At 39.3% G+C, this 12898-nt stretch carries 10 protein-coding genes, 1 pseudogene and 1 riboswitch; all 11 genes and pseudogenes read left to right on the forward strand.

The features are described from left to right. Positions 1 to 98: 98 nt before the first annotated feature. On the forward strand, positions 99 to 1478 hold the full coding sequence (locus tag ACIROD_RS18670) for an amino acid permease (protein WP_402942837.1): 1380 nt from the start codon (positions 99 to 101) through the stop codon (positions 1476 to 1478). Positions 1479 to 1807: 329 nt separating this feature from the next. Then, a riboswitch (glycine riboswitch) is annotated at positions 1808 to 1912 on the forward strand. A gap of 184 nt (positions 1913 to 2096) precedes the next feature. After that, positions 2097 to 3347, forward strand: coding sequence for a serine hydroxymethyltransferase (gene glyA / locus ACIROD_RS18675; protein WP_101222129.1), 1251 nt, complete (start codon positions 2097 to 2099; stop codon positions 3345 to 3347). A 138-nt stretch (positions 3348 to 3485) separates the two neighbouring features. Then, positions 3486 to 4595 (forward strand): glycine cleavage system aminomethyltransferase GcvT, encoded by a 1110-nt coding sequence (gcvT, locus tag ACIROD_RS18680; protein WP_402942841.1) that lies wholly within the window; start codon positions 3486 to 3488, stop codon positions 4593 to 4595. 157 nt (positions 4596 to 4752) lie between these two features. After that, positions 4753 to 5148 carry a glycine cleavage system protein GcvH gene (gene gcvH, locus ACIROD_RS18685; RefSeq protein ID WP_402942844.1) on the forward strand — a complete coding sequence of 132 codons (396 nt, stop codon included), beginning with the start codon at positions 4753 to 4755 and terminating at the stop codon, positions 5146 to 5148. A gap of 1 nt (position 5149) precedes the next feature. Then, the gene (gene gcvPA, locus ACIROD_RS18690; RefSeq protein ID WP_101222132.1) at positions 5150 to 6502 is read left to right on the forward strand and encodes an aminomethyl-transferring glycine dehydrogenase subunit GcvPA; all 1353 of its coding nucleotides are present in this window, start codon (positions 5150 to 5152) and stop codon (positions 6500 to 6502) included. Then, entirely contained in the window at positions 6495 to 7976 is a 1482-nt protein-coding gene (gene gcvPB, locus ACIROD_RS18695) for an aminomethyl-transferring glycine dehydrogenase subunit GcvPB (protein ID WP_402942847.1), read from the forward strand. The genes gcvPA and gcvPB overlap by 8 nt, the downstream gene beginning before the upstream one ends. A 235-nt stretch (positions 7977 to 8211) precedes the next feature. Beyond that, positions 8212 to 9090: a lipoyl synthase gene (lipA, locus tag ACIROD_RS18700; RefSeq protein ID WP_402942850.1), complete on the forward strand. Its 879-nt coding sequence runs from the start codon at positions 8212 to 8214 to the stop codon at positions 9088 to 9090. A 38-nt stretch (positions 9091 to 9128) separates the two neighbouring features. Next, complete coding sequence (locus ACIROD_RS18705; RefSeq protein WP_101222135.1) at positions 9129 to 9440, forward strand: iron-sulfur cluster biosynthesis family protein; 312 nt, start codon at positions 9129 to 9131, stop codon at positions 9438 to 9440. Positions 9441 to 9546: 106 nt separating this feature from the next. Next, positions 9547 to 10944, forward strand: coding sequence for a dihydrolipoyl dehydrogenase (lpdA, locus tag ACIROD_RS18710; RefSeq protein WP_402942853.1), 1398 nt, complete (start codon positions 9547 to 9549; stop codon positions 10942 to 10944). Between the two features lie 294 nt (positions 10945 to 11238). Further along, positions 11239 to 12108: a formyltetrahydrofolate deformylase gene (gene purU, locus ACIROD_RS18715; protein WP_402942856.1), complete on the forward strand. Its 870-nt coding sequence runs from the start codon at positions 11239 to 11241 to the stop codon at positions 12106 to 12108. A gap of 697 nt (positions 12109 to 12805) precedes the next feature. Next, positions 12806 to 12898 (forward strand): annotated as a pseudogene (locus ACIROD_RS18720) (L-serine ammonia-lyase, iron-sulfur-dependent subunit beta); the annotation flags it as partial.

Raw genomic sequence — 12898 nt, forward strand, 5'->3', positions numbered from 1 at the left:
AGTCTCCAGTACGCTATTAATTCACACTCATTGAAAGGCTGACCCTTTAAAAGGGGAAAATTCCAAGTAGCCTAAAAAAGTAGAAGGTGGGAAATCGTATGCAGGAACAAAAGTTGGATAGAGGGCTAAAAAACAGGCACGTACAACTCATAGCTATTGGAGGGGCAATCGGAACGGGATTATTTCTTGGGGCAGGAAAATCTATTCATTTAGCCGGGCCATCAATTCTATTTGCTTACATGATTACAGGCATCATTTGCTTCTTAATCATGCGCGCACTTGGAGAACTGCTCTTATCTAATTTGAACTATCATTCCTTTGTTGACTTTGTAAGAGACTATTTAGGTAATATGGCTGCATTTGTAACCGGCTGGACCTACTGGTTTTGCTGGATTTCAATCGCAATGGCCGACTTAACGGCAGTTGGTCTTTATACTCAGTATTGGTTTCCTTCCGTACCGCAATGGATGCCAGGATTAATTGCACTAGTCATTCTGCTATTTATGAATCTTGCAACCGTAAAACTTTTTGGCGAAATGGAATTCTGGTTCGCATTAATTAAGGTCATCGCTATCCTAGCACTAATTGTTATCGGTATTTTCATGATTATTAAAGGCTTTTCCACTGATTCAGGCGCAGCAAGTTTCACGAATCTATGGAGACACGAAGGGATGTTCCCAAATGGAATAAATGGTTTTGTCCTCTCATTCCAGATGGTAGTGTTTGCGTTTGTGGGCATTGAACTTGTAGGACTTACAGCAGGTGAAACAGAAAATCCAGAAAAAGTTATCCCCAAAGCGATCAATAATATTCCTATTCGGATTATAATTTTCTACATTGGCGCACTTATTGTCATTATGAGTGTTTATCCGTGGAACGCAATCATCCCAACGGAAAGCCCATTCGTCCAAGTATTTGTGGCTGTAGGTATCGCTGGTGCAGCTGGTATCGTTAATTTTGTCGTCCTAACATCGGCTGCTTCGGCATGTAACAGCGCAATCTTCAGTACAAGCCGGATGGTATATTCACTTGCCAAAGATAAAAATGCACCTGTACCGTTTGCAAAACTTAATGACCGAAAAGTACCTTCCAATGCATTGTTCTTTTCAACTGTTGTCATTTTAATTTCCGTTGTTTTGAACTATTTAATGCCTGAAGGTGTATTTACCTTGATTACAAGTATTTCTACAGTATGTTTCATCTTTATTTGGGGAATTACAGTCATCAGTCATTTGAAATACCGTAAAACAAGGCCAGATCTAGTGAAAAAGAACAAATTTAAATTACCACTTTATCCAATTTCCAATTACTTGATCCTTGCTTTCCTAGCGTTCGTCCTTGTGGTTCTTGCACTTGCGGACGACACTCGTGTTGCCTTATTCGTTACACCTGTATGGTTCATTATGCTGATTGCGATTTATAAGATGGGCAAAACGAAGGTGGATCAGGCGAATCAGAGAGAGATAGCGGGGAATTAAGAGTCAAGAAATCCTTTGATTCTATTTGCGGTGTTTGTCCAGATAGTTGCCGCTCCATATTTTCCAACTCGGTGAGTAAAAAATCTGTCCGTTTTAAAAAAACAAAGATATCTGGTTGATCTTATGATAATTCGAAATAAATATTTTAGAATAGTATTGTTAGCGCTTTCAAAAATACTTGACATAATTATGCTCAACAATTATTCTAAATGTACTAAATTGAATAAGCGGATGACAGTTGTGGGAGAGTGCAAAGCGACAAGCCACCGAAGGAGCAAGTTCCAAAAAGACCCTTGGAACAAATCTCTCAGGTAGATGGAACCACAAATGGACGCACCTCTGGAGAGCGCGTATTAACATATACGCCACCAAAGGGGAAAGGCTCTATTAAAAAATGGAGCTAAACTCTCAGGTAAAAGGACAGAGAAGGGTAGAGAACGCTACGACCCTTTTCTGTCCTTTTTTGCGTGCAAAAAAGGTTGTAAAGCATACTATTTTTAACAGTTTTATAGAAAAGCAGGCTTGTAGCGGGCAAGAAATTTAGTGTCTAGTACCATATTGGAATTAGTAATTAAACGAAAATTCAGAATTAATAAAAATGTCTAGGAGGAAATTTAAATGAGTTTACATCAAAATGATTTAACTATTTTTGAAGCGATTGAAAAAGAAGGACAACGTCAACATCAAACACTGGAGTTGATTGCATCAGAGAACTTTGTTAGCCCAGATGTATTAGAGGCAATGGGAAGCGTGATGACAAATAAATATGCAGAAGGTTATCCAGGAAAGCGCTATTATGGTGGGTGTGAATTTGTAGATGTGGCAGAACAAACGGCTATTGAGCGGCTAACAAAACTTTTCGGTGCCAAATATGCAAATGTTCAGCCTCACTCAGGTGCACAAGCCAATTTCGCAGTTTTTTTCGCACTGCTTCAGCCTGGTGATAAGGTGATGGGAATGGACCTTTCACATGGTGGCCACTTAACTCATGGAAGCCCAGTCAGCGTTTCAGGAAAATGGTTTGAAGTTGTGTCCTATGGAGTTAGAGAAGATACTCAGTTAATTGATTATGATGAGTTGGAAGCTATCGCAAAGAAAGAAAAACCTAAATTGATTATTGCAGGAACCAGTGCCTATCCAAGAACGATTAATTTTGCACGATTTAGAGAAATTGCCGATCAAGTTGGTGCAAAACTTATGGTGGATATGGCTCATATAGCCGGTCTGGTAGCTACTGGTCTTCACCCATCCCCAATCCCATATGCGGATGTTGTGACAAGTACAACTCATAAAACATTAAGAGGACCTCGGGGGGGCATCATTTTAACAAACGATGAAGTAATTATCAAAGCGATTAATAAATCCGTATTCCCTGGAATTCAAGGCGGTCCACTTATGCATATCATTGCAGCAAAAGCAGTTGCATTCAACGAAGCTTTACAACCAAGCTTTAAAGATTATGCGAAACAAGTCATTGAAAATGCTACAACACTTGGCGAAACATTAAAAAATGAAGGTGCAGCCCTTGTTTCTGGTGGAACAGATAATCATATTGTCCTTTTAGATTTGCGTCCGTGGAATTTAACAGGAAAAGAAGCAGAGAAATTATTGGAAGACGCAGGCATTACCGTTAATAAAAATACGATTCCCTATGATCCTGAAAAGCCATTTGTTACGAGCGGTATCCGAATGGGGACAGCAGCTTTAACAACTCGAGGCATGAAGAAAGAAGAGATGGTGAAAATTGGTGAAGTGATTGCAACCGTTCTAAAGAGTAAAGGGAATAAAGACGTTCTTCAGGAAGCAAGAGAAACGACCAAAGGGATTTGTGATGGTTATCCGTTATTTCAACAGCCAATTACTGTGTAAAGAAAGGGACAGCTTAATGGAATTATGCCTTTGCAGAAAACCTGAGCAACGGCCATGGCAGCGAGATATGTCTCCTGGCAATAAAGAAACCGGAAACAGTTGAACTATTTTGCAGAAAATCATAATTGGGGGTAAACCATGGGTATTGAAACAGCATTAAAGCAAACACCGCTTTTTGAAGTATATGAAAAATACGGAGCAAAAGTCATAAATTTTGGTGGCTGGGCTCTGCCGGTTCAATTTACCAGCATTTTAGAAGAGCATGAAGCTGTTCGAACTCAAGCAGGACTTTTTGATGTTTCCCATATGGGAGAAGTACTTGTGGAAGGGAAAGATGCCGAGAGTTATATTAACTACCTTGTTACAAACGATGTAACAAAGCTTGGCATCAATCAAGCACAGTATACCGCAATGTGTTATCCAGACGGTGGAACGGTCGATGATTTATTAGTTTATAAATTAGATAATGAAAAATATCTACTTGTCATTAATGCTGCAAACATTGAGAAAGATTACGAATGGATGAAGCAGCAAGTAAAAGGAGAGATGGCGCTCCAGAATATTTCAGAAGACATTGCTCAACTTGCCATCCAAGGACCAAAGGCAGAAAGCATTTTGCAAAAGCTAACGGAAATAGATTTATCAGAAATTGGTTCTTTTAAATTCGCCCAGCATGTCAACATCTCTGGGATTACCGACGTACTTGTATCCCGTACAGGTTACACAGGAGAAAATGGATTTGAAATTTATTTATCTGCAGACAAAGCGGCAGTACTTTGGGAAAAGATCTTAGAAGCAGGAGCCACGAGTGGATTAAAACCATGCGGACTAGGTGCACGGGATACGCTTCGTCTTGAAGCACGTCTTGCACTCTATGGCCAAGAACTAAGTAAAGACATCAGCCCGCTTGAAGCAGGAATCGGCTTTGTCGTAAAGACGAATAAAGAAAGTGACTTTATCGGAAAATCTGCTCTTAAAGAACAAAAAGAAGCTGGATTAAAACGAAAATTAGTAGGAATTGAAGTAACAGGCCGTGGGATTCCGCGTCATGGTTACAAGGTAATTTCTAAAGATGGAGCGGAAATAGGTATTGTTACATCAGGAACACAATCACCATCTTTGAAGAAAAGCTTAGGTCTTGCCTTGGTATCATCCGGTCAAGCTGAAGTGGGTACGCCGATAAAAGTGGAAATCCGAAATAAACAGATTGAAGCCGTTATTGTTAATACACCATTCTATAAAAGATAAGCGGAAATATTTTAATAGATTTTTCGAGTAGTTTTCTTAAGTCAATTACCGTTACCTGGCATGCAGCCTGAAATCGATTACCTAAGAGTTAAATTGCCTAAAATATATTCTGAATTATGGCAATAGTTAAAAAACAAAAAGAAAAGAGGAAAATACAATGACGAAAGTAATATCAAGTTTTCGATATAGCAAAGAACATGAATGGGTCCAACAATTAAAAGGAAATCGTGTACGTATTGGAATCTCTGATTATGCACAAAAGGCATTAGGTGATATCGTCTTTGTTGAAAATCCAGAGATTGATGATGAAGTAACAGTCAATGAATCGATGGGAACGATCGAGTCAGTTAAAGCAGTTTCCGAACTTTACTCACCTGTTTCAGGTACGGTGGTTACTGTAAACGAAGAGTTAGAAGGTGCCCCAGAGACAATTAACGAGCATCCATTTGAAGCAGGGTGGTTAGTCGAAGTAGAAATGTCCAATCCAGAAGAGCTAGACTCACTTCTAAACGATGATGAGTATCAAGCATTTACTAATGAAGGAGAGGAATAATATGACAGCCACTTATAGATACCTTCCTGATACGAAACAAGATAAAGACGAAATGCTCTCATTTTTAGATATTTCTTCTATAGATGAGTTATTTGAAGATATTCCAGCTGAAATTAGGCTGCAGGGTGAGCTAAACATCCCAAAGGCGGTTCCTGAACCGCTTCTTTTGAAAAGAATGAACCAGCTTGCTACAAAAAACAAAAATGCGAATCATTACCCGACTTTCCTAGGTGCAGGTACATATGATCACTACATTCCAAGTGTGGTAAACCATATGATTTCACGCTCCGAATTTTACACGGCCTATACACCTTACCAACCGGAAATCAGTCAAGGTGAATTACAAGCAATTTTTGAATTTCAAACGATGGTCTGTGAGTTGACAGGAATGGATGTGGCTAACTCTTCGATGTACGATGGTTTTACATCACTTGCAGAAGCTGCATCACTTGCTGTTACATCTACAAGACGTTCAAAAGTCCTTGTATCCAAAGCGGTACATCCTGAATCCCGTGCAATTTTACATACAGTAGCAGCAGGTCCGGGATACACAGCTGAGGAAGTGAATCTTGCCGGTGAAATTACGGATTTAGGGAAGCTTCAAGAACAAATTGACAAAGACACTGCTGCCGTAATTGTTCAATATCCAAATTTCTTCGGTTCCATTGAGGATATAGATGCAATTAAGAAAATTGCAGTAGAAAAAGGTGCCCTTTTAATCGTAAGCGCCAATCCTCTTGCACTAGCACTCTTGCAGGCTCCGGGGAAAATTGGGGCAGATATTGTGATAGGTGATATGCAGCCATTAGGAATCCCGATGTCCTTTGGAGGGCCACACTGCGGCTATTTTGCGGTAAATAAAAAACTCATGCGCAAAATCCCAGGACGTATTGTAGGCCAAACAGCAGATGAAAAAGGAAAGCGTGGATTTGTGTTAACACTTCAAGCACGTGAACAGCATATTCGCCGTGATAAAGCCTCATCCAATATTTGTTCCAACCAGGCATTAAATGCTCTTGCCTCTTCTATTTGTATGACATCACTTGGAAAGCAAGGGATTCGTCAAATGGCTCAGCTAAACATTGAGAAAGCTGATTACATGGCAAAAACCCTAGAGCAGAAAGGCTTTACTATATACAATGAAGCACCATTCTTCAATGAGTTTGTTGTCGGGCTTCCTCGTCCGGTAAAGGAAGTCAATGCAAAACTTCTTAAGGCGGGTATTATCGGTGGATTTGATTTAGAAAGTGATTACGGTTTTGAAAATAAAATGCTGCTAGCTGTGACTGAGCAGCGAACAAAAGAAGAAATTGACCAATTTGTTGATGCTTTGGAGGCGATTGTAAATGGTTGAATATAATGAGTTGATTTTTGAAATAAGTCGTCCAGGACGAGTGGGCTCAAGTCTTCCAGATAGTGATGTTGATTATGTTGATATAAATGAAAAATTTCCAAAGCATTTAATTCGTGACGAACCTGCTGAGCTGCCAGAAGTATCAGAGTTGCAGCTTGTCCGCCATTACACAGCGCTCTCTAATAAAAACCATGGAATCGATAATGGATTCTATCCTCTGGGTTCATGCACGATGAAGTACAATCCGAAAATAAATGAAGATGTGGCACGTTTGGAAGGATTTAGCCGCATTCATCCTTATCAGCCCGTTGAAACAGTACAGGGAGCATTAGAGGTTTTATATGAATTACAGGAAGAGCTAGCGGTCATTACAGGAATGGATGCTGTTACATTACAGCCATCCGCTGGGGCTCAAGGGGAATGGACAGGTTTAATGATGGTTAAAGCGTATCATGCTCAAAAAGGTGAAACCAGAACGAAAGTACTTGTTCCAGACTCAGCGCACGGTACAAATCCTGCAAGTGCAAGTGTTGCTGGTTTTCAAACGATCACGATTCCATCCAATAAAAATGGATTAGTAGACTTAGAAGAATTAAAGAAACATGTGGGATCTGATACAGCTGCGCTTATGCTGACTAATCCGAATACCCTTGGACTTTTTGAAAAAGAAATTGTGGAAATCGCTCAGGTTGTTCATAACGCAGGGGGCCTTTTATATTATGACGGAGCGAATGCAAATGCCATTTTAGGTAAAACAACACCAGGTCAAATGGGCTTTGACATCGTACACCTAAATCTTCACAAAACGTTTACGACTCCTCATGGAGGTGGCGGCCCAGGAGCAGGTCCTGTCGGTGTGAAAGAGAAACTTACTCCATACTTGCCAGTACCGCGCATCGGAAAAGAAGGTGATAAATATGTGCTGAACGCGAATTATTCGGACTCTATCGGAAGGGTAAAAGGGTATTATGGAAACTTCGGAATTCTCTTACGGGCGTATACTTATATTCGCACGATGGGTCCTGAAGGGCTGCGCCAAGTATCAGAAAGTGCCGTGCTTCATGCTAATTATCTTCGTAAAAGATTAGAGCCATATTTTGAAGCGCCTTATTCACAAATTTGCAAGCATGAATTTGTCCTATCCGGATCCAATCAGAAAAAGCTGGGTGTAAGAACGCTTGACATAGCAAAACGCCTGCTAGATTTCGGCTACCACCCGCCGACCATCTATTTCCCATTAAATGTTGAAGAATGTTTGATGATTGAACCGACTGAAACAGAGTCGAAAGAAACACTTGATGCTTTTGCGGATGTAATGATTACAATTGCCAAAGAAGTGGAAGAAAACCCAGGGATTGTTTTAGAAGCACCACATACTACATTGATTGGGCGATTGGATGAGGTCCAAGCTGCTAGACAACCAATCTTGCGTTATTCCAAAGAAGTAGTAGAGGAAGCAACGGTAACGTCATAAATGAATGAACATGAACCGCCAAGGATGGAATATGAAGAAATGAATTTCGATATTTCATTCTAGGTGGTTTCATAAGCATGTTTAAAAAGGATGAAAAAAGTGCCAAGAGGTGCAAGGAGAAAATAGTCTGGTGAACTGAAAAGACAGAGCAACGGAGAAACTCTATCGGTCTTTTTTAGGCAATTGAACAACCTCTTTCAAGCTAAAATACATTCTCATAGGAGTGAGAAATAAAATGTCCATCAAAGATCTTCGTAAACCGGAATGGCTTAAAATTAAATTAAATACGAATGAACAATATACTGGCTTAAAGAAAATGATGCGTGAAAAAAAACTTCATACTGTTTGTGAAGAAGCGAGATGCCCTAACATTCATGAATGCTGGGCGGTACGAAAAACGGCAACTTTCATGATTTTAGGAAGTGTATGTACGCGAGCTTGCAGGTTCTGTGCAGTTCAAACAGGGCTGCCATCAGAGCTAGATTGGGAAGAACCCGAACGTGTCGCAGAATCAGTAAAGCAAATGAACCTAAAGCATGTGGTGATTACCGCAGTTGCTCGTGATGACTTAAATGATGGCGGAGCAAAGGTATTTGCAGAAACTGTAAATGCTGTGAGGCGGCAAAATCCATTTTGCAGCATTGAAGTTCTCCCCTCGGATCTGAATGGGGAATATGACAATTTAAAAACATTAATGGATGCAAGACCAGACATATTGAATCACAACATTGAAACAGTAAAACGCTTATCCCAAAAAGTTCGTGCTCGTGCAACTTACGAACGTTCATTAGAGTTTTTACGGCGGGCAAAACAAATGAATTCAACTATTCCTACGAAATCAAGCATTATGATTGGTCTAGGAGAAACAAAAGAAGAAATTATGGAAACAATGGATGATCTTCGTGATAACGATGTGGACATTATGACTATTGGTCAATACTTGCAGCCGACTAAACGACATTTGAAGGTTGAAAAATATTGGAGTCCAGAAGAGTTTGAAGAACTGAAAAACATTGCCATGTCAAAAGGGTTTAGTCATTGCGAAGCCGGTCCGCTTGTTCGCTCCTCCTATCACGCAGATGAACAAGTTCGTGCAACTAAAGCTAATGCGTAATCTTTTTTCATTAAACCATTAAGAAAGGGGAGAAGCAGATGATAGCTAAATTAAAAATAACAGAGGCAGCCATGAATAAACTGAAGGAAATGACATGTAAAGGTAAGCAAATTCCTCGCATTGACGCTGATATTGCCGGCGGCTGCGGGGTGTCGGTAAAGTTCTCCCTCTTATTGGACGAGCCCCGCAGAAATGATGTAATTATTGAATATGAGGGAGTTCAGCTTAGATTAGATCATTTTACAAAACGCTATTTAGATGAAGAAACACAAATTGATTATATAGATGATAGTGGCTTTATTGTTGGAGAAAGCTTTGCATCCAGTGCATGTGCCATTGAAATAAATTAAAGTATCGTGATCGTTTACCTATTAATAGAAGAGATCGTGTTTAATAAGTTAGTAGTTTTCTTACAATATCCACATATCTATCGAAAACCAAAGGGGGAAGAATTAGGTGAATCAACAATATGACGTTGTTATCATCGGTGGCGGCACCGGTGGATATGTTGCGGCCATACGTGCGTCTCAATTAGGATTCAAAACGGCGGTAGTTGAACAAGGTAAACTTGGTGGAACTTGCCTTCATGCAGGTTGTATTCCAAGTAAAGCATTATTAAGAAGTGCAGAGGTCTATTCCAATGCAAAGAATGCAGATAAATTTGGTGTTATTGCACCTGAAGTTGGGCTGGATTTCTCAAAAGTACAGGCCAGGAAAGAAGAAATTACTGAACGCTTATTTAAAGGTGTACAACATTTAATGAAAAAAGGGAAAATAGATGTGTTTGAAGGAAAAGGGAGTATTTTACAGCCAAAGGATGTTTTAGTGAGATTGAATAATGATGAACGGGAAACAATATTAAACCCTCGAAATATTTTAATAGCTACAGGTTCCCGTCCAAGGACATTACCCGGCCTAGAAGCAGATAGCGAATATGTGATGACATCTGATGAAGCGCTACAAATGAAAGTGCTCCCAAATTCCATCATTATTGTTGGCGGCGGTGTTATTGGAATAGAATGGGCTTCGATGCTTATTGACTTTGGATTAGAGGTGACTGTGATTGAGTATGCCGAACGCATTTTACCGACGGAAGATAAGGATATTTCAAAGGAAGTACAGCGACTAATGAAGAAAAAAGGTGTAAAAATCGTTACAGGGGCAAAAGTGCTTCCAGAATCGTTAGAAAAAGGAGACGGTGTCTCTATAAAGGCGGAATATAAGGGGAAAGACACGACATTTACAGCGGAAAAATTATTAGTATCTGTCGGAAGATTAGCAAACATAGAAGGCATTCACCTTGAAAATACCAAAGTTGAAGTCGAACATGTTATTCAAACAAATGAGTATTATCAAACGAATGAGCCAAACATTTATGCAATTGGAGATGTGATTGGAGGATTACAGCTTGCCCATGTTGCTTCACATGAAGGGATCATCGCAATTGAACATATGGCAGGAGAAAACCCTGATCCGCTTGATCAATCTCTTGTTTCAAAATGCATATATAGTAACCCGGAGGTAGCTAGTGTTGGGTTAACAGAAGAGGATGCGAGGGAGAAAGGGTATCAAGTAAAAACAGGGAAGTTCTCCTTCCGTGCAATTGGAAAGGCTCTTGTTTTTGGTGAATCAGACGGTTTTGTTAAACTCGTTGTTGAAGAAGAGTCTTGTAAATTGTTGGGAGCGCATATGGTTGGGCCTCATGTAACCGATATGATTTCAGAAGTTGGTCTTGCACGTGTATTAAATGCAACAGCTATGGATATTGCGCATACGATACACCCTCACCCTACATTAGCGGAAGCAATTGGGGAAGCTGCCCTAGCGGTATATGATAAGGAAATACACGCATAGTTATAATAATCTTAATAGAAGAGTTGAATACTTCTTCCTTGAGGTGAACCATTTGATAGGTGGAGAAGCAAGGCATTAGGCAGTATCACTCTGAAAACTTATGGTGTGAAATTGTGGAAGAGAAAGCGTCAATTTTAAGGTCTACCACCCTCCCTCACCGTAGTTCAAGATTACTAGTAATGAAATTGTAGTGACAGTATTGTTTGGACACCTATCGCGGTTGTGTGGCCAGCATTCTGAATTTGAAAGTTTTTACATATTTTAATTACAAATCTAAAGGATGGTGAGATTCCATTGTATAAAGAAGTGAATGTAAACCGTGCTAAATTATTAATATCTTGTCCAGAAAAACCAGGTATTATCTCGGCTGTATCCAACCTTTTATTAGAAAGCAGAGCAAATGTTGTTCATTTTGACCAACATACGACGGATCCACAATCAGGTATGTTTTTTATGAGAATCGAATTTGATTTAAACGACTTTGATGCTTCCTATGCAAAACTTGAAGAGGACTTACATGTGTTGGCCCAGGCTTACGCGATGGAATGGAGCTTAAGCGGTAATAATAAAAGAAAACGAATGGCCATCTTTGTATCCAAAATGGATCACTGTCTTATGGAGCTTATATGGCGTTGGAAATCGAATGAACTTCCAGTGGAAATCCCGATGGTGATCAGTAATCATCCTGATTTTAAAAAAATAGTTGAAAGTTATGACATCCCTTATTATCATATTCCTTTAGCTCATGAAACGAAGCAACAAGCAGAACAGAAAGCACTAGATCTATTGAAAGGGAAAGTAGACTTCATTGCCTTGGCTAGATATATGCAAATTCTTTCTCCTGCATTTGTATCGGAGTTCCCAAATCAAATTATTAACATTCATCATTCTTTCCTACCGGCGTTTGTCGGTGCAAACCCTTATGCGAGGGCCTATAACCGGGGAGTTAAGTTAATTGGAGCAACTGCTCATTATGTTACGAATGATCTTGATGAAGGACCGATTATTCAGCAAGATGTAAAGAGGGTTAATCATAGACATACAATCGAAGAATTAAAGGTTACCGGAAGTCATGTAGAAAGACAGGTTCTTGCCCAAGCTGTTTCTTGGCATATTGAAGATAGAGTTATTATTCATGGCAATAAAACAATCGTGTTTGATTGAATAAAATATTATGGCTTCAAAGATAAAGATAAAGATAAACATTAAATTTATAGATAATTGAAGAACTTATTATTTTTCCAATATTTCAAAGGGTTTTTCTCTACTAATTCTCTTGAAAAAGACTAATTACTCGACCTTGGGGAATACTTTGTCATATCTCAAACGGGATACCATTACTATTTATTCCCATTCCTATATTAATACCCACATCTCAATCTCTATTAAAATCGAATCAATTCCATTCCATAAAAGTTTGCCGTGGTTAGAGTGATAGAATTTAAGTCATTCATTTCAAAAAACGAATAACGGCTTGATTTTTTTGTACATTTGTAGATTGAGGCACTCAAATGCTAATTTCAAAGCATTATCAATATAAACAAACATAATAAGATCGAAAAGTTTTTTAGCTTTTTCGCCTGTTCAATAACTGAAATTATTATTAGTTGAAAAAACTCTTTTTTAAGCTTTGAAGCGCTCAATTGCTGTTCTCTGCTTGTATAGCTTTTTCCATGCTTATGTACATGTAACCGTGACGGGCCACACCAATCGCAGTGTTGTGAGTTAGGTACGGGTTCAATTCATGGCTATATCGTGTTCATATAATTAATAGATTAGGACCGTTTCGGCAAATGAAAAACAAAAGCGGCATAATTAAGGCTGTTAAACAAATCTTTTCCCAGAAAAGGGGGTTATCGCGATGAAATACAGATCTGCATTCGATATAATCGGTCCCGTCATGATTGGACCTTCAAGCTCACATACAGCAGGAGCTGCCAGAATTGGCAGAGTA

Source organism: Peribacillus sp. NPDC101481, assembly GCF_044767165.1.
Classification (GTDB): Bacteria; Bacillota; Bacilli; order Bacillales; family DSM-1321; genus Peribacillus.